Source organism: Azospirillum sp. UENF 312511 (genome assembly GCF_058780635.1).
Window position 1 is genome coordinate 1,455,157 of the sequence record NZ_JBSNCG010000003.1, and the last position, 19,010, is coordinate 1,474,166.

A 19,010-nucleotide genomic window follows, 5' to 3' on the forward strand; every position below is an offset into this window, starting at 1 on the left:
GTCCGTGCCGACGCGGCGCGGAAATCAATCTTTTCAATGGGCAGGGATGAGGATGGTTCCGCGCTGCGGTGGGCTGGCGGCCGCCGGCCGGGGATCAGGGCACCAGCCGGTAGCCGCCGGGCTCCGTCACCAGAATTTCGGCGTTGGACGGGTCGCGCTCGATCTTCTGGCGCAGGCGGTAGACGTGGGTTTCCAGCGTGTGGGTGGTGACCCCGGCGTTGTAGCCCCACACTTCGCCGAGCAGCGTCTCCCGCCCGATCACCGCGCCGCCGGCCCGGTACAGGTATTTCAGGATCGCCGTCTCCTTCTCGGTCAGGCGGATCTTGCGGGCGCCGCCGTCGGCCAGGAGCAGCTTGCCCGCCGGGCGGAAGCTGTAGGGGCCGATAACGAAGACAGCGTCCTCGCTCTGCTCGTGGACGCGGAGCTGGGCGCGCAGCCGGGCCAGCAGCACCCCCATGCGGAAGGGCTTGGTGACATAGTCGCTGGCCCCGGAATCGAGCCCGAGGATGGTGTCGGCGTCGGACACCGCCGCGGTCAGCATGATGATCGGGCAGCGCACCCCCTCGCGCCGCAGCAGGCGGCAGAGGTCGCGCCCGTCCATGTCCGGCAACCCGACGTCGAGCAGGATGGCGGCGAAGCCGCCCTCCCGCGCCACGGCCAGCGCCGAGGCGCCGTCCCCGGCCTCCACCGTCTCGAATTCCTCCAAGAGCTGGAGCTGCTCGGCGAGGGACTGCCGGAGGGCGGTGTCGTCGTCAATCAGAAGGATGCGTTTCGCAAGCGTCATTCGGGGGCGTTCACCGGTGGCTCCGGGCGCGGAACTTATCATGGCCCGCGCGGGATTGCCCTAGACTTATCGGAAGGACCTGAGCATAGCGCAACCCGGATTCGCCCGCACCGGCAGCGGTTTGCACCACCGTTGCACCGCCGGCAACGGTGTGGCGCGCGGGATTTGCTGGACAGGGGTGCGCCACCTGCGCTTTGCTTCCCGCGCTCTCCGACCCATGTCGGGATCTTTCGCCCTTCGGGGCGCAGCACGCGAAGCCTCCGTTATGTACGCCGACGCCCCTTCCGACTCCGCCCCGCCCGAAGCCGTCCTGCCCATGGACGAAGCCGCCATGCGCGCGGTGGACCGGGCCACGGCCGCCCTGCGCCGGGGCGAGGCCGTCGCCATCGAGACCGCCGACGGCAGCGTCGGCGCCGCGGTGTCGGTGGAATCCGTGGCGATCGACGCCGTGCAGCGGCTGGTGCAGCTGACCGGCGCCGCGCCGGTCCTGGCCGTCACCCGCCGCCGCGCCACCGTGCTGAAGCTGATGGGCGAGGGGACGGGCGTCGTCGCCCTGTCGCTTCCCCGCTGCCTGACCGCGGACGAGGCACACGCGCTGGCCGACCCCGAACACCGCCCGGACGGAGCGATGCCGGAGGGCCTGACCGCCACGGCCATGGATCCCGGCTCGCGCGAGACCGCGGCGGTGGACCTCGCCCGGCTGGCGCGGCTGCTGCCGGCGGCCATCGTCGCCCCCGCTACGGGACACACGACTGCCGGCCACAGCGGCAGCGCCGCGGAATGGGCGGCGAAGCACGACCTTCTTCTGGTCCGCGCCCGCGACATCGCCGATTACCGCGTCCATGTGGTGCGCACGCTGCGCCGGGTGGCCGAGGCCCGCGTCCCGCTGTCCGGCGCCGAGAACACCAGCATCGCCGCCTTCCGCCCCATCGACGGCGGGCCGGAGCATCTGGCGATCATCGTCGGCAACCCGGTGGCCGGCGAGCCGGTGCTGGCCCGCCTGCATTCGGAATGCTTCACCGGCGACCTGCTGGGCAGCTTGCGCTGCGACTGCGGCCAGCAGCTGCGCGGCGCCATCGCCGAGATCGCCCGGCAGGGCAGCGGCGTTCTGCTCTATCTGGCGCAGGAAGGGCGGGGGATCGGCCTCGTCAACAAGCTGCGCGCCTACCGCATCCAGGACCGCGGCTTCGACACGGTGGACGCCAACGAGATCCTGGGATTCGAGGCGGACGAGCGGGTCTATCTGCCGGCGGCGGAGATGCTGCGGCAATTGGGCTTCACCGCCGTGCGGCTGATGACCAACAATCCGGAAAAGCTGCGTCAGCTCGCCCGCTGCGGGATCGAGGTGGTCGAGCGCGTTCCCCACATCTTCCCGTCCAACGGCCACAACGAAGGCTATCTGCGCACCAAGGCGGAGCGCAGCGGTCACATGTTCTGAGAGTCGATTCTTCGGGAGGCAGGAAACGCCCCTTGCCCGGCAGCTCTTGCCGGGTCGCGGGTCGCATCCGAGACCGAACGCGCCCGAGGGGGCGGGATTTCAGCCCGAGGGACTGGCACGCCGGTTGCTTAGGGTAGGGCTGGACACCGCGACGGGAGACCGCCCATGGCCATCGACGCCACCACCATCGACGCCGCCGCCGCTTCGCGGCCGGTGCAGCGCGAGCGGTCGCCGGCCCAAGCGGCGCCCCCCTTGACGGCCATGGAAAGCCGGGACAGCCCCGACCGCTACGAGGCCGAGGCCGAAATGTCCTTCGGCGACTTCCTGGACATCATCAACCCGCTTCAGCACATCCCCATCGTCAACACCATCTATCGCGAGATCACCGGCGACACGATCAAGCCGTCGTCCAAGGTCATCGGCGGCATCCTGTTCGGCGGCCCACTGGGCGGCATGGCGTCCATCGCCAACGCGGTGGTGGAACAGGCCCAGGGCAAGGACATCGGCGGGCAGATCATGGCCTCGCTCGGCTTCGACGGGGACGCCGCCGCCGGCCATCCGCCCGCCGGCACCTCCGGAGCCACCGCGGTCGCCGCCCTGCCGGACTCCGCCGCCGGCACCTCCGCGCCAGCTGCGGCCGCTGCGGCGCCCACCGCTCAGCCGGCCCGCACCGTCACGGCGGAGTTGCCCGACGCCAAGCGGCCCGCAGCGCCGCCCCATGGGGTGGGGGCGGCGGTGAGCGGGTCCGGGCGCGATGGCCTGACGGACACGCCGCACCCCTCGCGGATGCCGGCGCGCGACACCCCGCTGGCGAACAGCATGATGGCCAGATACGCTGCCGCCAAGCCGCATCCCTCCACCATCGGTTTCGCCGCCACGGCGACTCCCTCCGGCGCGCCGAAGGCCGGGGAAGCCCAGGCGACCACGGCCCAACCGGCCGCTGCAACCGGGGCCGCAGCCGGGGCCGCGAACGCGCCGGCCAACGCATCTGCGCAGGCGAACGCCACCCCGGCCGCCGCCAACAGCAACGCCTTCGCGCCCGTGACACCGGACATGCTGTCTGAGACGATGATGCGCAATCTGGCCAAGTACGAGCAGGGCCGGCGGGCCGCGCAGGCCCCCGCGCCCAGCCTGAGGGTGTCGGGCTGAACGCCGGTGACCCGGGAGATGGGCGGCGCGGATGCCGGTGAGGGAAGGGGGCGATGGAGATCACGGTTCGTCTTGAGGACCCGCCATCCGAAGGCCGCCTCGACTGGCCGGGCGGGTCGTTCCGCTGCGTGCTGGGCCGCGGCGGCATCCGTTCCGACAAGCGGGAGGGCGACGGCGCCACCCCGGTCGGCCGCTTTGCGCTGCGCCGCGTCCTGTGGCGCGCCGACCGGCTGCCGCAGCCCGAAACCGTCCTGCCGGCGTCCCCCATCGCGCCCGACGACGGCTGGTGCGACGATCCTACGGACCCCGCCTACAACCGCCCGGTCAAGCGCCCCTACGCCGCCAGCCACGAGGAGCTGTGGCGCGAGGACCATGTCTACGACGTCATCGTGGTGATGGGGCACAACGACGATCCGGTGGTGCCCGGCCTGGGCAGCGCCGTGTTCATGCATGTGGCGCGGCCCGACCGGGCGCCCACGGCGGGCTGCGTCGCGCTGCCCCTGCCGGACCTTCTGCGGCTTCTCAAGGATTGCACGTCGGGCACCGCGCTGACCGTCTCGGTGCCCGCGGAATAGCGCTGCGGCTTGACCGCTGTTATCCGGCGGCGGGGGTGGGGCGCGCGCCGAAGATCGCCGTGCCGACGCGTACGTGGGTGGCGCCGAAGCGGATGGCCGTCTCGTAATCGCCGCTCATCCCCATGCTGACCTCGGGCAGGCCGGCGCGGCGCGCCATGTCGGCGAGCAGGGCGAAATGCATCGCCGGCTCCTCGTCCACCGGCGGGATGCACATCAGGCCGGCCACCGGCAGGTTCCAGGTGTCGCGGCAAGCGGCCAGGAAGGCGTCCAGCTCCGCCGGGGAAATGCCGGCCTTTTGCGGCTCCTCGCCGGTGTTGACCTCGATCAGGCAGCGCGGGCGGCGCCCGCTGCGCGCCATCTCCTCCGCGAGCGCCTCGGCCAGCTTGGGCCGGTCCACCGTCTGGATCACGTCAAACAGGGCCACCGCGTCCTTGACCTTGTTGGTCTGGAGCGGGCCGATCAGGTGCAGTTCCAGGTCCGGGAAGCGCTCGCGCAACGCGGGGAACTTCGCCTTGGCCTCCTGCACGCGGTTCTCGCCGAAGACGCGCTGGCCGGCGGCCAGGGCTTCCTCGATCGCCTCCACCGGGTGGGTCTTGGAGACGGCGACCAGCGTCACCGCGCCGGGAGCCCGCCCGCCGGCGGCGCAGCCGTCCTGGATGGACCGGCGGACGGCCTCCAGCCGGGTCGTGACGCTGCCGTCTGATGTGTCGGTGTGCGAAGCGGACATGCCGGTTCTCCCCCTTTGCGGCCCCCTTGTGCGGCCCCTTCTGCGGTGCCTGCCTGTACAGGAACCGGAGGGCGTGGTAACGGACGGACCGACGAAACGCAAGCACCCCGAGGAGAACACGGCATGCGTGGTTGGATGCGTCCCCTGATCCTGTCGGCGCTGATTCTGGGGGCCGCGCCGTTCACGGCCGGCAGCGCCCTCGCCCAGAACGCCGGAAGCCAGAATGGCGGGAAGCCCGCCGCCGGCAAGGAAGCGGCGGGAAAGGAAGCCCCGAAGGAGGCCCCCAAGACGGCGGCGGGATCGGCCATCGCCCAGGCGCCCTTCGCCGAACAGCCGTTCCCGTTGCAGGACGACGGCACCTACAAGGAGTTCCTGGGCGCCGCCGCCGCCGACCTCAACCGGCGCTGCACCAAGCAGGAGAATTATGGTTGGGTGTTCAAAAAGGACGACGACGCCCGCCGCGACCAGATCCTGGAATCCACCCTGGGCGGCTTCCGAAAGGCTGGTTGGAAGCTGGGCGAAGTGAAGGTTCGCTCCATTCGCGATCCGGGAACCACCGCCTACATGGCGGAGAAGGCCAAACAGCGCCTGCTCGCGGTCTGGACGCCGATGGAGGATGCGGCGATCCTGCTGCTTTGCGAGACCGAAGCGGCGCAAGCCACCAAGAAGTAAGGGGCAATGCCCAAAGGAAAACGGCGGCGGATGGGTATCCGCCGCCGTTTCCGTTAGATTTGCCGCAAGGCCGATCAGAAGGCCAGACGGGTGTCGATCATGATGATGTGGGCACGGTCGTCGAGCCCGACAGCGTCGGTCTTCAGATCGAGATAGCTGTACTCCAGGCCCGTCGTCAGACCCGGCGCGACGGTGTAGGTCACGCCGCCCTGATAGAGGTCAGCCTTGGCCGGAGTCGTGCCGGTCGCAACGTCGTTGCCGCGCGAATGCGAGTAGTTGGCGGCCAGGATGAGCGGACCGGCGGTGTACTGGGCGCCGACGATCCAGATGTCCTGCTTTTCCTTCGTCGTGACCGACTTGTCGTAGCCGCTATCACCGCTGTAGGCGTAGCTGCCGCCGATCTTGAAGTTGCCGTAACCGAGGTTCAGGCCGGCGTGAACCGAGCTCAGCTTTTCGAAGCGGGTGGCCGCGGCGCCGACGCCGTCATCAACGGCATCGCCGAACTGGTAGAAAGCGCTGGCCGCGACGCTGAAGCCGCCGAACTCGTTGGTGTAGGTGCCGCCGACCTCGACGACATCCTGGAAGCCGCCGTTGTCCTGACGACGGTTGATCGAGGTGTGCGAGTCGCCGCTGCGCGGCATGTAGGAGACGCCGCCCTGGAAGCCCGCGATGGTCGGGGTCAGGTAGATGATCTTGGTGCCGACATCGCCCGAGGCGAGGGCACGGAAGTTGTTGGTGGTGCTCGGCAGCAGGTCGTAGGTCGAAGAGCCGTTGAGGAACTCGACCGTGTTGTTGTCCGGACCGCCGGCGATGCCTTCGACGTTCGGGCCGATGATGCCGAACTCGTCCGACAGACCGTTGATCGTGCCGGCCTGCAGCGTGCCGAAGCTGCTGTTCACGAAGATGAAGGCGCGGTCGGCGTCCATGGTGCGGACGTTGCCAGCACCGTTGAAGGCGCGCATGCGGATGCGGCCACCATACTCCAGCCCGTTGTCGGCCGTGGCGACCGGCGTGACGATCACGCGGAAGCGGTTGGCGAACTCCGTCGAGCGGGTGTCCTGGTCACGATCCTGTTCAACGTAGGCGCCCTGGAAGAACGCGTCGCCGCCGATCTTGACCTCGAACTTGGTCTGGGCGGAAGCCACGCCGCTGCAGGCGATGATCGCGATGGCTGCGCAGCCCGTAACAAGAGAACGCTTCATTGATGGTCCATCCTTCTAGCAGGCCCCCAAAGAGACTGGAGCCGTGCGGTTGTGCTTCCCACCAACTACTAAGCCACCCGTTCTCTTACCCGGCAAGGGTGATTCAACAGGGAAACCGGTTCAACTGTAACACAGTTGCTATTTCGACACAGTCATAAGTAATTGAAGGGAAATGGTTTTTCCCGTATGCCGCAAAAATAGCACATTACTTGGCCAGATTTTGAGCGCAGTGAACAAACTTTGCGCACGAAAATGCGTCCTCTCGACAGCGCGCTGGAAGGTGAATGATGCAGCATTATGGACACGGAAAAATGAACAAAGAAAAAGGGCGGTGGCCGAAGCCACCGCCCCCTTCATCCACGGATGACCGCAGATTAGAACGCCAGGACCGTACGGACCAGGACCACGTGACCTTCGTCGTCGCGGTTGACCAGGTCGGACTTGGCCTCGAAGTAGTCGTACTGAGCCTGCAGGGTCAGGCCCGGAGCAACGGTGTAGCCCGCGCCAACCTCGTAGACCTCGAGCTTACGCTTGCCCGGGGTGAGGAGAGAGCCGGCGTCCTGGCCGTTCTTGTAGTTCGCGCCGACCACGATCGGGCCCGCGGTGTACTGAGCGCCGACAACCCACACGCGGCTCTTGTCGTTGTTCGTACCGAGGCCCTGGACCTGGCCCGACTCGCCGAAGTCGGTGTACGAACCACCGATCGCGAAGCCGGCGTAGCCGACCTGCGCACCGACCTGCCAAGCGTTCAGGTCTTCGACGCTGGTGCCGGCAACAGTGGCGTTGGCGGCATCACCCCAGTAGTAGCCGGCGCTGGCCTTCACAGCAACGCCACCGAAGGTGTTGCTGTAGTTGGCGCCAACTTCGACCATGTCCTGGAACGTGGTGGAGAAGCTGCCGGCAACACCAGCGGTCGGCTCAATGCGATTGACATCGCCAGCCGAGCTGTCGTTGCGCGGGGTGTAGCTGGCACCGAGCTGCAGGCCGGCGAAGCGCGGCGAGAAGTACACGATCTTGGTCGAGTTGTTCTCGACGACCAGCGACTGGTTCAGGATCGAGCCGTTCAGGCCAGCCAGACCACCGCCGATGTCCGCACCGGCAACAGCGTTGCCACCGATCCAAGCGGTCACGCCGTCATAGATCGCCAGCGGCAGGTAATCCTGCGGGGCGGTGACGTAGGTGGCGTCGTTGAAGGAGTTGGTCACGCCCATCTGGACCTGACCGAAGGCGCCCTGCGCGAAGATGTAGCCGCGGTCGGCGTCCATCGTGCGGCCAGAGGCAGCGGAACCGGCATTGGCGCGCATGCGGATGCGACCGCCGTACTCCAGACCGTTGTCCGCCTTGGCGGTCGGGGTCACGATGACGCGGAAGCGGTTGCGGAACTCAACCGAACGCAGGTTGGTGTCACGGTCCTGGTCGACCCAGCCGCCTTCGAAGTAGGCGTCGCCGCCGACCTTGACTTCAAACTTGGCCTGGGCGTTGGCGGCGCCGGCACCCAGAGCCAGAGCGGCAGCGGCGCAGCCCGCGAGCAGATAACGGTTCATGATTGTTGCCTCCATCCTGGCAGCAGAATTTTCAGCCCGGTTAACGTCCTGGCTGGCTCTGTGGTACGCAGATGCAGGGACGCCAGCAAGCCGGAAATCGAAAAGTTGCAGCAATGAAGGAACAGTGTGTCCGACGGAACACACCTTGATTGTGCGCCGCCGTCGGGATTCCGCGGTGCACACAGACCCGTTGCAGCGTTCCGGTCCCGGACCCGAACACAGCAAAGGCACAGGCGGAGCCCCGCATCGGCTGTTGCCGCGGGCGGGCTTTTATGGTCTTTTCAGCCGCATCCGCCGCGGTATCGTGCGCGGTACCCCGAATTTATTGATCCAGGTTCCGACCATGCGCCGTTCCCGTGTCCTTCGCCTTGCCCCCGTCGTGCTCGCGGCGTCGCTCGCCGTGGCCGGTTGCTCCAGCTGGGGCGGCCAGACGGAAACCGTCGATGAGCAGATCAAGAAGGAATACAAGTTCGGCAGCCTTCTCGGCACCGACGGCGGCTTCAGCCTGTTCGGCAAGAACAAGCGCAACGGCGCCGAGCAGGGCGACCCCAACGGCATCGGCGTCAACAGCTTCCTGTGGCGCGCCTCGCTGGACACGCTGTCCTTCATGCCGATCGTCTCCGCCGACCCGTTCGGCGGCGTCATCCTGACCGACTGGTACACGCCGCCGGACACCCCGAACGAGCGCTTCAAGGTCAACCTGTACATCATGGACCGCCAGCTCCGCGCCGACGGCGTGCGGGTATCGGTGTTCAAGCAGCAGCGCGCCGGGTCGGACTGGCGCGACAGCGCGGTCGGGCCGGAGACGGCGTCGACGCTGGAGGACGCGGTGCTGACCCGCGCCCGCCAGATCCGCGTCGCCCAGCAGGCCGCGGCACGCTGAGCGCAGGCGCCGGGCGGGGTGGGGCGCGGGCATCGGTCCGCCGCCTGTTAACCCCGCCATCGGCGCCTTATGTGTCTGGATCCACGAAATTCACGGAACGGCGTCTGCGGTCATGTCGCGTTACAATGTCAAGGAAACCGAAGCGAAGTGGCAGGGCGAGTGGGAGCGGCAGGGCTGCTTCACCGCGCGCGAGGACGCTTCCCGTGAGAAGTATTACGTGCTGGAGATGTTCCCCTACCCGTCGGGGCGCATCCACATGGGGCACGTCCGCAACTACACCATCGGCGACGTGATCGCGCGCTACAAGCGCGCCCGCGGCTTCAACGTGCTGCACCCGATGGGCTGGGACGCCTTCGGCCTGCCGGCGGAGAACGCCGCGCTGGAGAAGAAGACCCACCCGGCGACATGGACCCGCGAGAACATCGCGGCCATGCGCGCCCAGCTGAAGACCATGGGCCTGTCCATCGACTGGGACCGCGAGATCGCCACCTGCGACGTGGAGTATTACCGCCACGAGCAGAAGATGTTCCTGGATTTCCTCAAGGAAGGCCTGGCCTACCGCAAGGAGTCCTGGGTCAACTGGGACCCGGTCGACAACACGGTCCTCGCCAACGAGCAGGTGATCGACGGCCGCGGCTGGCGCACCGGCGCGCTGGTCGAGAAGCGCAAGCTGTCGCAGTGGTTCCTCAAGATCACCGCCTACGCCGACGAGCTGCTGAAGGGGCTGGACACGCTGGACCGCTGGCCGGAACGCGTGCGTCTGATGCAGGAGAACTGGATCGGCAAGTCCACCGGCGTGCGCTTCCGCTTCGACCTCGTCGGGCGGGCGGACAAGCTGGAGGTCTTCACGACCCGGCCCGACACGCTGTTCGGCGCTTCCTTCGCGGCGATCTCCGCCAATCACCCGCTGGCCGCCGAGCTGGCCGCCGGCAACCCCGCGCTGGCCGAGTTCATCGCCGAGTGCAACCGCCTGGGCACCAGCGAGGAGGCGATCGAGACCGCCGAGAAGCGCGGCTTCGACACCGGGCTGCGGGTGGCGCATCCCTTCGACCCGTCCTGGGAGCTGCCGGTCTACGTCGCCAACTTCGTGCTGATGGACTACGGCACCGGCGCCATCTTCGGCTGCCCGGCCCATGACCAGCGCGACCTGGACTTCGCCCGCAAGTACGGCCTCCCGGTCATGCCGGTGGTCGTTCCGGCGGACGCCGATCCCGCCACCTTCACCATCGGCGACGAGGCCTACACCGGCCCCGGCCTGCTGCGCAATTCCCGCTTCCTCGACGGGCTGGAGGTCGAGCCGGCCAAGCAGGAGGTCGGCAAGCGTCTGGAGCAGCAGGGGCAGGGCGAGCGCACCACCCAGTACCGCCTGCGCGACTGGGGCGTCTCCCGCCAGCGTTACTGGGGCTGCCCGATCCCGGTCGTCCATTGCGAGAGCTGCGGCATCGTTCCGGTGTCGGAGCAGGATCTGCCGGTCGTTCTGCCGGAGGACGTGACCTTCGACAAGCCCGGCAACCCGCTGGATCACCACCCGACCTGGAAGCACACGAGCTGCCCAAACTGCGGCAAGCCGGCGGTGCGCGAGACCGACACCTTCGACACCTTCATCGAGTTCGAGCTGGTATTTCGCCCGCTTCTGCTCGCCCAAGGCCGAGGACGTCGCCTTCACGCGCGAGGCGGTGGACTATTGGCTGGCCGTGGACCAGTACATCGGCGGCATCGAGCATGCCGTGCTGCATCTGCTCTATTCCCGCTTTTGGACGCGGGCGATGAAGCAGTGCGGCTACCTGAACGTGGAGGAGCCCTTCGCCGGCCTCTTCACCCAGGGCATGGTGAACCACGAGACCTACAAGGACTCCGGCACCGGCGCCTGGCTGGCCCCGACCGACATCCGCAAGAACGATCTCGGCGACTACATCCGCAACGACAACGACGGCCCGGTGACGGTCGGCCGTGTCGAAAAGATGTCGAAGTCCAAGAAGAACGTGGTCGACCCGGCGCACATCATCGGCACCTACGGCGCCGACGCCGCCCGCCTGTTCATGCTGTCCGACAGCCCGCCCGAACGCGACCTGGAGTGGACGGAAGCCGGCATCGACGGCGCCTGGCGCTACATCAACCGCCTGTGGCGGATGGTGACGGAATCGCCCGTCGCGCTGCCGCCCGCCGGCGCGCCGAAGCCGGACGCCCTTGGCGCCAAGGCCGAAGCCACCCGCCGGATGGTCCACAAGGCCATCGCCGGCATCTCGGAAGACCTGGAGAAGTTCCGCTTCAACAAGGCGGTGGCCCGCGTGCGCGAGCTGTCCAACGCCCTGGCCGAGCTGGACGGCACGGGCGAGGGCGAAGCCTGGGTGCTGCGCGAAGGCTTCGAGGCCACCGTCCGCCTGATCGCCCCGATGATGCCCCATCTGGCCGAGGAGCTGTGGGCGCAGCTTGGCCACGCCACGCTGCTGGTGAACCAGCCCTGGCCGCAGGCCGACGCGGCCCTGGTGGTCGAGGACTCGGTCACCATGGCGGTCCAGGTCAACGGCAAGCTGCGCGCCACGCTGGAGCTGCCGCGCGACATGGCGAAGGACGCCGCGGAGCAGGCCGCCCTGGCCGATCCCAACGTCCAGCGCGCCCTGGAGGGCAAGCCGGTGCGCAAGGTCATCGTCGTCCCGAACCGGGTGATCAATGTCGTCGTCTGAGCATCACAACGGCAAAGCCGGCGTCCGGCGGCGGGGGCTTCTTGCCCTCGCCGTGCTGGCGCCGGCGGTGCTGGCCACGGCGGCCTGCGGTTTCCAGCCGATGTATGGGAACCTCGGGACCAACAGCATCGGCACCGCCCAGCTTCAGCAGGTGGACATCGGGGTCATTCCGGACCGCTACGGCCAGAAGCTGCGCAACCTCCTGATCGACCGCTTCTACGCCGACGGCCGGCCGGCCGCCACGCTCTACCGGCTGGAGACCACGCTGACCGCGTCGGAGCAGAAGCTGTCCATCCAGAAGGACGCGACCGCCACCCGCGCCCAGCTCGTCGTGCTCGCCCCTTACCGGCTGATCGACGCGACGACGGGAAAGATCCTGTTCCAAGCCAACGCGCGCTCCTTCATCAGCTACAACGTGCTGGAGCAGCAATACGGCGCCCTGGCCGCGGTCGAGAACGCCTACGACCGCGCCATTCTGGAAATCTCCAACGAGATGACCATCCGCGTGGCCGCCGAACTCGGCCGCAAGACCTGATCCGCACCGGACAACGGGAGGCCGCGCCTCCGCCACCAACGGTGTCTTCGTGAAGCTGCAAGCCCGGGCGATCGACGGCTTCCTGCGCAGCCCCGATCCCAAGATCCGCGCGGTCCTGCTCTACGGTCCGGACACCGGTCTGGTGCGCGACCGCGCCATGGGGCTGGGCCGCACCGTGGTCGCCGACCTGTCGGACCCCTTCCGGGTGACCGAGATGCTGGGCCGCGCCGTCGCCGACGATCCGGCGCGTCTGGCCGACGAGGCCGCCGCCCTGTCCTTCACCGGCGGCCGCCGCCTGATCCGCGTGCGCGAGGCGGAGGACAACGTCACCGCCGCCTTCACCGCCTTCCTGGCCAACCGGACGCCCGGCGATAGCTTGGTCGTCGTCGAAGCGGGCGATCTCGGCAACCGGTCGAAGCTGCGCACCCTGTTCGAGGGGGCCGACGGCGCCGTCGCCATTCCCTGCTATGTGGAGGAGGAGGCGGCGCTCGGCCGGGTCATCGCCGACATCCTGCATGGTCATGGCCTGACCGCCGACCCCGACGCGCTGACCTTCCTCGCCGGCAACCTGGTCGGCGACCGCATGGTGGCGCGCGGCGAGATGGAGAAGCTGGCGCTCTACATGGGAGCGGAGACGCGCGTCCGGCTGGAGGACGCCCAGGCCTGCGTGGGCGACAGCGCGGCCCTGTCACTCGACGAGCCGATCTGGGCGGCGGCCGAAGGCGACTTCGCGACGCTCGACCGCTCGCTGGCCCGCTTGTTCGCCGAAGGCATGTCCCCGGTGCCGATCCTGCGCGCCGCCCAGCGCCATTTCCAACGCCTGCAGCTGGTCGCCGGGCAGGTGGCGGCGGGCAAGTCGGCGGACGCCGCGGTGGAAGCGCTGCGCCCGCCGGTGTTCTTCAAGATGAAGCCGCGGCTGACCGGTCAGGCCCGCCGCTGGCCGGCGCCGCTGGTGCGGCAGGCGCTGGAACGTCTGGTCGAGGCCGAGGCGGACTGCAAGCGCACCAACATGCCCGACCAGACGCTCTGCGCCCGCGTCCTCTTCCAGCTCGCCTCGCTGGCGCGGCGCTGACGCTCTTCCTTATTTCGCAGCCAGGAACTGAGGCACGCGCAGCAGGATCAACTCGTTGTGGTCCTGCTTGCCCAGCGCGCGGCCCGACGAGTAGGGTAGGTTGTTGTCGTTGCCGACGACGATGTGTTCAGCGTCGACCACATCGACATTCTCGATGGTCACGAAGGGAAAGGTGAACTTGCCCTTGTCGCCGCCGAGCTGGGCAACGCCCTTCGGATCGTCGATGTCCATCAGGTCGACATAACCCACCTTCTTCACGAAGCCCTCCGCGTCGGCCTGGGCGAGGTCGATCTTGTAAACGCGCTTGAACTGGGCCGGGACGTTGAAGCAGTCTGGGGTGGGTTGGCCGGTGCAGCCCTGGGCCGGGTTGCCCTCGCCGTTGTCACGCTCGATGATCAGGCCAGTGGTGGCGTCGATCATGTTGAAGTCGCCGATGTTGTTCCCGTTGGCCTCCAGCAGGTACTTGAAGCTGCGGCCGGTGAAGTCGCCCTTGGCGACATCGAATTCGGCGATGCGCAGATACTCCCGCCCGTCCTTGGTCTCCCAGGCACTCCCCGTCCACAGCGGACCTTCGAACAGTGGGTAGAGGAACCGGCCGTCTTTCGACGCCGCCATCCCTTCAAAACCACGCGAGCGCCGCACCTCGAAGCCGACGGCGCCCGGCACCGCCGGGGTGGACACCGCGTAATGGTCGGGGGAGCGCACGGGCTTGCCGTCCACCGTGCTTTCATGCAGGGACAGCAGTTTGCCGGTCCGGTCGGTCACCAGGATGTAGGGGCCGAACTCGTCGCCGAAATACATCCGATCGCCAATGATCTGCACGCTCTCGACGTCGAAGTCGGCACCCGTCAGGTAGCGTTCCCTGGTCGCCTCGGTGACGATGGGGAAGGGCACCTTGCGGTCGGGATCGCGCAGGAACAGCGTCTCGGCCACCGCCACCGCGCCGGTCTTCCAGTCGATGGTCAGCTTGTGCACCGTCAACATCGCGTCGGCGGAGTTGCCCTTGCTGCCGAAACCGTTGTCGGTCAGCACCAGGAAGCTTCCGTCGCCCAGCGCCTTGATGCCGGAGAAACCCTGGACCGGCTGGCCCTCGAAGGGCAGCGCCATGCCGGTGGCGCGCGGCGCGTTGGGAGCCGACAGGAAGGACGTCCCGTCGATGCTGCGGGGCTGGTCGACGCGCTTGCGGTCGGCGGCCGTAAACTTGCCGGAGGTGCGGAAGAGATCCGGCGCATCGGCGGGCGGCGTCACGAAGGTCGCCGCCTCGATGACGCCGTGCCCGGCCAGCTCCGCCGGGAATTTCTGGTCTGCGAGAGCCGGCCCAGCAATCAGGGCCCCGGTGAGGCCGGCGAGGCACAGGCCGTGGATGGGCTTCATAAATTTCCCCCTCTGTGTCGGCTCCGGCCGCGTCGCTGCGGCCGGACGACCCTGTTTAGGGGGAGATCATGTTAGTGCCGTTTCACTAAAGTGACAGTTTGGTTCCGCGACGTCCTACTCTCCACCAAGCCGGCGCAGCACGTCGTCAAGCTGGTCGAGCGTCTGGTAATGGATGGTGATGGAGCCGCCCTTGCCCTGGGGCGTGATGGCGACCTTCAGCCCGATGCGGGCCGAGATCTCCTCCTCCAGATTCACCAGATCGACGTCCTTGAGCGTCGGGTCGGTGGCGGCACCGCCGCGCCCGCCGGCCTTCTTGGTCTTGACCGGCGCGCTGCCGCGCATCAGGTCTTCGGTCTGGCGGACGTTCAGCCCACGCTTGACCACCTCGCGCGCCACCGACACCGGATCGGAGGAGGTGAGCAGCGCGCGGGCATGGCCGGCGCTGAGCGCCCCCTCCTGCACCATGCCCTTGACCGGGTCGGGCAGGGCGAGCAGACGCATCATGTTGGCGACGTGGCTGCGGCTCTTGCCGACCGAGCGCGCCAGATCCTCCTGCGTGTGCTCGAACTCCTCCATCAGGCGCTTGTAGCCTTCTGCCTCTTCGAGCGGCGTCAGGTCCTGGCGCTGGATGTTCTCGATCAGCGCGATTTCCAGCGCCTCACGGTCCGACAGCTCGCGGATGACGACCGGCACTTCGTGCAGGCCGGCAATCTGCGCAGCGCGCCAGCGGCGTTCGCCGGCGATCAACTCATAGGAGTTGGTCGTCTCCGGATCCCGGCGGACAAGCAGGGGCTGGAGGATGCCCTTGTCGCGGATCGACTCGACCAACCCCTGCAGCGCCTCGTCGTCGAAGGTGCGGCGCGGCTGGTACTTGCCGGGATGGATGAACTCGATGGGCACCTGCTTGGACTGGCGCACCTTGTCGAGCGCGGAGTAATCCTCCGCCGCCTCGCCGAACAGGGCGGAGAGGCCCCGGCCCAGGCTGGCGCGGCGGGCACCGCCGTCCGAACGTTTGGTATCCTCCATCACGCGCTCAGCCTCTTCTCACGGCGCAGCACCTCGCCCGCCAGATGGATGTATGCCTGCGACCCGGGGCAGCGCATGTCGTAGATCAGCACCGGCTTGCCGTGGGACGGTGCCTCCGACACCTTCACGTTCCGCGGAATGACGGTGTCGTAGACCTTCTCCCCGAAGAAGCCGCGCACGTCGGCGGCCACCATGTCGGACAGGTTGTTGCGCTTGTCGAACATGGTCAGCACGACGCCGTGGATGTCCAGCTCGGGGTTGAAGGCGCGCTTCACCCGCTCGATGGTGCGGACGAGGTGGCTGAGGCCCTCCAGCGCGTAGAATTCGCACTGCAGCGGCACCATCACGGCGTGGGAGGCGACCAGCGCGTTCAGAGTCAGCAGGCCGAGCGCCGGCGGGCAGTCGATCAGCACGTAGTCGTATTCCAGCGCGCTCTTGTCGACTGCCTCGCGCAGCCGGAACTCGCGCCGCTCGGAGGTGACCAGCTCGACCTCGGCGCCGGACAGATCGACGGAGGAGGTGATGATCGACAGGTTCGGCACCGTCGACACCGTCGCGGCGTCCTCCAACGGCATGCCGTCGAACAGCACGTCGTAGATGCCGACACGACGCTCGGCACGCGGGATGCCGAGACCGGTGGAGGCGTTGCCCTGGGGATCGAGATCGATCACCAGGACGCGCTTGCCGATGGCGGCCAGAGCGGTTGCCAGATTGATGGTGGTCGTGGTCTTGCCCACGCCGCCTTTCTGATTGGCAATCGATATGACGCGGGCGGAGGGAAGGGCGGAGGGCATGTCAGCCTCTCGGGAAGCCTCGGAGCGGGAATGCATCAGGGTCGCGGTCTTAGACACGGGCGATACCACTCACACGCAGGATGGTTCCGGTGGGGTCGGTGCGGCTGTCGAAGCGCTCGATCCGCATCTTCCAATATTTGGTGGTATCGGTCAATTCGTCCGCCACATTTTGCCCCTTGGGAAACAGTGCCGCACCCCGGTCTTGGAGGAAGGGGTGGGCCCAATTCAGCAGATCGTTCAGCGGCGCCAGGGCGCGGGCCGTCACCACGTCGGCGGCAATCGGCGGCACCGCCTCGATCCGCTTGTTGTGCACGGTGACCGACGCTCCGGCCACCCGCGCCGCCTCCCGCAGGAAGGCGCATTTGCGGGAGTCGCTCTCCACCAGATGCACCTCCGGCACGCCCATGATGGCGAGGACCAAGCCGGGAAAGCCGGCGCCGCTGCCCAGATCGACCAGGACCCGAGCGCCTTCGGGCAGCAACGGGAAAAGCTGGGCAGAGTCGAGGAAGTGCCGGCGCCAGGCGTCGGGCAAGGTGGAGGGGCCGACGAGGTTGATCTTCGGCTGCCACTTGCGCAGCGTCGCCTCGTAAGCGGCAAGGCGGTCCAGCGTTTCACGTGAAACACCGGTTTCCGCCTGGAAGGCCGCGGCGTCGAACAGGCTCATCAGACGGCCACCTTCACGTCGCGCCGTTTCACGTGGCGGAGCAGGGCGACCAGCGCCGCCGGGGTCATGCCGGGAATGCGGGCTGCTGCCCCCAAGGTCGCCGGACGAGCCTGCCGCAGCTTCTGCCGGATCTCCGCAGACAGGCTGCCGATGCTGTCGGGATCGAGATCGTCGGGAAGCTCCAACGCCTCGTCCTTGCGGAAGGCGCGGATGTCGGCCTCCTGCCGGTCGAGATAGCCGGCGTACTTCCCGTCGATCTCCAGCTGCTCGACAACATCGGAAGGTATTGCCGACAGCTCCGGCCACAGCCGGGCGAGGGTGGCAAGGTCGAGGTCCGGATAGCGCAGCAGATCGGCAGCCGTCCGCCGCACGCCGTCCTGGTTGACCGCGATGCCCTGCCGCTGCAGCTCCGCGGGGGTGGCCTGGAGCGCGCGCACCAGCGTGCGACCGGCGGACAGCGCCTCGGCCTTCGCCGTGAAGGCATCGCGCCGCGCCGACCCGACGCAGCCGATGGCCAGCCCCTTCGGCGTCAGCCGCTGGTCGGCGTTGTCGGCGCGCAGGATCAGCCGGTACTCGGCGCGCGAGGTGAACATCCGGTAGGGCTCGTTGGTGCCCCGGGTGATCAGGTCGTCGACCAGCACTCCGATGTAGGCGTCAGCACGGTCGAGCACGAAGCCCTCCGCCGAGCCGCCAGCCAACAGAGCAGCGTTGATGCCGGCCATTAAGCCCTGCGCTGCCGCTTCCTCGTAGCCGGTGGTGCCGTTGATCTGGCCGGCGAAGAACAGGCGGGGGGTCCGGCGGGTCTCCAACGTCGGCTTCAGCTCCCGCGGGTCCACGAAGTCATACTCGATGGCGTAGCCGGGGCGGATCATCACCGCACGCTCCAGGCCCGGCATCGTCTTCAGGAAGCCGAGTTGGACGTCGCGGGGCAGGGAAGTCGAGATGCCGTTCGGGTAGACCGTGTCGTCGTCCAGCCCTTCCGGTTCCAGGAAGATCTGGTGACGTTCCTTGTCGGCGAAGCGCACCACCTTGTCCTCGATGGACGGGCAATAGCGCGGGCCGGTGCTCTGAATCTGGCCGGAATACATCGGCGCGCGGTGGAGGTTGCCGCGGATCAGCGCGTGCATCTCCGGCGTCGTCCAGGTGATCGCGCAGTCGATCTGCGGCGTGTCGATGCGGTCGGTCAGGTAGGAGAAGGGCGGGGGCGGGGTGTCGCCCGGCTGCTTCTCCAGAGCGGCCCAGTCGATGGTCTTGCCGTCGAGCCGCGGCGGGGTGCCGGTCTTCAAACGGCCAAGCGGGAAGCCCAGACGCGCCAGCGTGTCGGACAGGCCAATGGACGGCGCCTCGCCGACGCGGCCCGCCGGGGTGGTTTCCTCGCCGATGTGGATCAGGCCGCGCAGGAAGGTGCCCGTGGTCAGCACCACGCTTCCCGCCGCGAGGGTCTCGCCAGAACCGGTCACAACACCGGTGACCCGTCCATCCTCGCCGATGGTCAAGTCCTCGGCGCCGCCGGCCTCGATGGACAGGTTCGGCTGTTCCGCGAGGATCGCCTGCACCGCCTGCCGGTAGAGTTTGCGGTCGGCCTGGGCGCGCGGGCCGCGGACGGCCGGTCCCTTGCTGCGGTTCAGGATGCGGAACTGGATGCCGCCGCGGTCGATGGCGCGGGCCATGACGCCATCGAGCGCGTCGATCTCGCGCACCAGATGCCCTTTGGCCAACCCGCCGATGGCCGGGTTGCAGGACATCTCACCGATGGTGTCCAGCTTGTGGGTGAGCAGCAGGGTGCGCGCACCCATGCGCGCCGCAGCGGCGGCAGCCTCGCAACCGGCGTGGCCTCCGCCGACAACAATGACGTCGAACGTTCGCATGGCCGGACCATAGCCGAGT

16 protein-coding genes and 1 pseudogene are annotated in these 19,010 nt (G+C 68.2%); 8 read left to right on the top strand and 9 right to left on the bottom strand.

Annotated features, from left to right (window positions below):
• Nucleotides 1-94: 94 nt before the first annotated feature.
• Nucleotides 95-784: a response regulator transcription factor gene (locus tag ACWPN7_RS18200; RefSeq protein ID WP_459196144.1), complete on the bottom strand. Its 690-nt coding sequence runs from the start codon at nt 782-784 to the stop codon at nt 95-97.
• A gap of 265 nt (nt 785-1,049) precedes the next feature.
• On the opposite strand from ACWPN7_RS18200, the gene ribA reads away from it, so the two are divergent.
• The 3 genes from ribA to ACWPN7_RS18215 all read left to right on the top strand — a co-directional run bounded on the left by ribA (nt 1,050) and on the right by ACWPN7_RS18215 (nt 3,946).
• Nucleotides 1,050-2,222: a GTP cyclohydrolase II gene (ribA, locus tag ACWPN7_RS18205; RefSeq protein ID WP_175428644.1), complete on the top strand. Its 1,173-nt coding sequence runs from the start codon at nt 1,050-1,052 to the stop codon at nt 2,220-2,222.
• Between the two features lie 165 nt (nt 2,223-2,387).
• Nucleotides 2,388-3,371 carry a hypothetical protein gene (locus ACWPN7_RS18210; RefSeq protein WP_176025313.1) on the top strand — a complete coding sequence of 328 codons (984 nt, stop codon included), beginning with the start codon at nt 2,388-2,390 and terminating at the stop codon, nt 3,369-3,371.
• Between the two features lie 53 nt (nt 3,372-3,424).
• Nucleotides 3,425-3,946, top strand: coding sequence for a L,D-transpeptidase family protein (locus tag ACWPN7_RS18215; protein ID WP_459196143.1), 522 nt, complete (start codon nt 3,425-3,427; stop codon nt 3,944-3,946).
• 19 nt (nt 3,947-3,965) lie between these two features.
• On the opposite strand, the gene ACWPN7_RS18220 is transcribed toward ACWPN7_RS18215, so the two are convergent.
• On the bottom strand, nt 3,966-4,673 hold the full coding sequence (locus ACWPN7_RS18220) for a YggS family pyridoxal phosphate-dependent enzyme (RefSeq protein ID WP_200475365.1): 708 nt from the start codon (nt 4,671-4,673) through the stop codon (nt 3,966-3,968).
• A gap of 123 nt (nt 4,674-4,796) precedes the next feature.
• Here ACWPN7_RS18220 and ACWPN7_RS18225 point away from each other — a divergent pair, with 123 nt between their 5' ends.
• Nucleotides 4,797-5,345, top strand: a complete 549-nt coding sequence (locus ACWPN7_RS18225; protein WP_038530169.1) for a hypothetical protein — start codon at nt 4,797-4,799, stop codon at nt 5,343-5,345.
• A gap of 74 nt (nt 5,346-5,419) precedes the next feature.
• Here ACWPN7_RS18225 and ACWPN7_RS18230 read toward each other — a convergent pair whose 3' ends face one another.
• Together ACWPN7_RS18230 and ACWPN7_RS18235 are read right to left on the bottom strand one after the other, a co-directional pair.
• Entirely contained in the window at nt 5,420-6,547 is a 1,128-nt protein-coding gene (locus ACWPN7_RS18230; RefSeq protein WP_038530172.1) for a porin, read from the bottom strand.
• Nucleotides 6,548-6,921: 374 nt separating this feature from the next.
• On the bottom strand, nt 6,922-8,091 hold the full coding sequence (locus ACWPN7_RS18235; RefSeq protein WP_038530175.1) for a porin: 1,170 nt from the start codon (nt 8,089-8,091) through the stop codon (nt 6,922-6,924).
• 343 nt (nt 8,092-8,434) lie between these two features.
• On the opposite strand from ACWPN7_RS18235, the gene ACWPN7_RS18240 reads away from it, so the two are divergent.
• The 4 genes and pseudogenes from ACWPN7_RS18240 to holA all read left to right on the top strand — a co-directional run bounded on the left by ACWPN7_RS18240 (nt 8,435) and on the right by holA (nt 13,265).
• On the top strand, nt 8,435-8,974 hold the full coding sequence (locus ACWPN7_RS18240) for a DUF3576 domain-containing protein (RefSeq protein WP_038531557.1): 540 nt from the start codon (nt 8,435-8,437) through the stop codon (nt 8,972-8,974).
• Nucleotides 8,975-9,086: 112 nt separating this feature from the next.
• Nucleotides 9,087-11,658 (top strand): annotated as a pseudogene (gene leuS, locus ACWPN7_RS18245) (leucine--tRNA ligase).
• Entirely contained in the window at nt 11,645-12,193 is a 549-nt protein-coding gene (lptE, locus tag ACWPN7_RS18250; RefSeq protein WP_459196141.1) for an LPS assembly lipoprotein LptE, read from the top strand. Before leuS ends, lptE begins: the two are co-directional and overlap by 14 nt.
• 49 nt (nt 12,194-12,242) lie before the next feature.
• Nucleotides 12,243-13,265 carry a DNA polymerase III subunit delta gene (holA, locus tag ACWPN7_RS18255; protein WP_200475370.1) on the top strand — a complete coding sequence of 341 codons (1,023 nt, stop codon included), beginning with the start codon at nt 12,243-12,245 and terminating at the stop codon, nt 13,263-13,265.
• A 9-nt stretch (nt 13,266-13,274) separates the two neighbouring features.
• Here holA and ACWPN7_RS18260 read toward each other — a convergent pair whose 3' ends face one another.
• The 5 genes from ACWPN7_RS18260 to mnmG all read right to left on the bottom strand — a co-directional run bounded on the left by ACWPN7_RS18260 (nt 13,275) and on the right by mnmG (nt 18,991).
• Entirely contained in the window at nt 13,275-14,639 is a 1,365-nt protein-coding gene (locus tag ACWPN7_RS18260) for an esterase-like activity of phytase family protein (protein ID WP_349619049.1), read from the bottom strand.
• Between the two features lie 114 nt (nt 14,640-14,753).
• Nucleotides 14,754-15,665 carry a ParB/RepB/Spo0J family partition protein gene (locus ACWPN7_RS18265; protein ID WP_014238939.1) on the bottom strand — a complete coding sequence of 304 codons (912 nt, stop codon included), beginning with the start codon at nt 15,663-15,665 and terminating at the stop codon, nt 14,754-14,756.
• Nucleotides 15,665-16,459, bottom strand: coding sequence for a ParA family protein (locus ACWPN7_RS18270; RefSeq protein WP_014238938.1), 795 nt, complete (start codon nt 16,457-16,459; stop codon nt 15,665-15,667). The genes ACWPN7_RS18265 and ACWPN7_RS18270 overlap by 1 nt, the downstream gene beginning before the upstream one ends.
• 49 nt (nt 16,460-16,508) lie before the next feature.
• Nucleotides 16,509-17,123 (bottom strand): 16S rRNA (guanine(527)-N(7))-methyltransferase RsmG, encoded by a 615-nt coding sequence (gene rsmG, locus ACWPN7_RS18275; protein WP_014238937.1) that lies wholly within the window; start codon nt 17,121-17,123, stop codon nt 16,509-16,511.
• Nucleotides 17,123-18,991 carry a tRNA uridine-5-carboxymethylaminomethyl(34) synthesis enzyme MnmG gene (gene mnmG / locus ACWPN7_RS18280; RefSeq protein WP_459196140.1) on the bottom strand — a complete coding sequence of 623 codons (1,869 nt, stop codon included), beginning with the start codon at nt 18,989-18,991 and terminating at the stop codon, nt 17,123-17,125. The genes rsmG and mnmG overlap by 1 nt, the downstream gene beginning before the upstream one ends.
• Nucleotides 18,992-19,010 lie beyond the last annotated feature (19 nt).

Coding starts and splice junctions, on each gene's coding strand:
- mnmG (WP_459196140.1), bottom strand. CDS start 18,991: ATGCGAACGTTCGACGTCATTGTTGTCGGCGGAGGCCACGCCGGTTGC.
- ACWPN7_RS18270 (WP_014238938.1), bottom strand. CDS start 16,459: ATGCCCTCCGCCCTTCCCTCCGCCCGCGTCATATCGATTGCCAATCAG.
- ACWPN7_RS18210 (WP_176025313.1), top strand. CDS start 2,388: ATGGCCATCGACGCCACCACCATCGACGCCGCCGCCGCTTCGCGGCCG.
- ACWPN7_RS18225 (WP_038530169.1), top strand. CDS start 4,797: ATGCGTGGTTGGATGCGTCCCCTGATCCTGTCGGCGCTGATTCTGGGG.
- ACWPN7_RS18235 (WP_038530175.1), bottom strand. CDS start 8,091: ATGAACCGTTATCTGCTCGCGGGCTGCGCCGCTGCCGCTCTGGCTCTG.
- ACWPN7_RS18220 (WP_200475365.1), bottom strand. CDS start 4,673: ATGTCCGCTTCGCACACCGACACATCAGACGGCAGCGTCACGACCCGG.
- lptE (WP_459196141.1), top strand. CDS start 11,645: ATGTCGTCGTCTGAGCATCACAACGGCAAAGCCGGCGTCCGGCGGCGG.
- ACWPN7_RS18215 (WP_459196143.1), top strand. CDS start 3,425: ATGGAGATCACGGTTCGTCTTGAGGACCCGCCATCCGAAGGCCGCCTC.
- ACWPN7_RS18230 (WP_038530172.1), bottom strand. CDS start 6,547: ATGAAGCGTTCTCTTGTTACGGGCTGCGCAGCCATCGCGATCATCGCC.
- ACWPN7_RS18260 (WP_349619049.1), bottom strand. CDS start 14,639: ATGAAGCCCATCCACGGCCTGTGCCTCGCCGGCCTCACCGGGGCCCTG.
- ACWPN7_RS18265 (WP_014238939.1), bottom strand. CDS start 15,665: ATGGAGGATACCAAACGTTCGGACGGCGGTGCCCGCCGCGCCAGCCTG.
- ACWPN7_RS18200 (WP_459196144.1), bottom strand. CDS start 784: ATGACGCTTGCGAAACGCATCCTTCTGATTGACGACGACACCGCCCTC.
- rsmG (WP_014238937.1), bottom strand. CDS start 17,123: ATGAGCCTGTTCGACGCCGCGGCCTTCCAGGCGGAAACCGGTGTTTCA.
- ribA (WP_175428644.1), top strand. CDS start 1,050: ATGTACGCCGACGCCCCTTCCGACTCCGCCCCGCCCGAAGCCGTCCTG.
- ACWPN7_RS18240 (WP_038531557.1), top strand. CDS start 8,435: ATGCGCCGTTCCCGTGTCCTTCGCCTTGCCCCCGTCGTGCTCGCGGCG.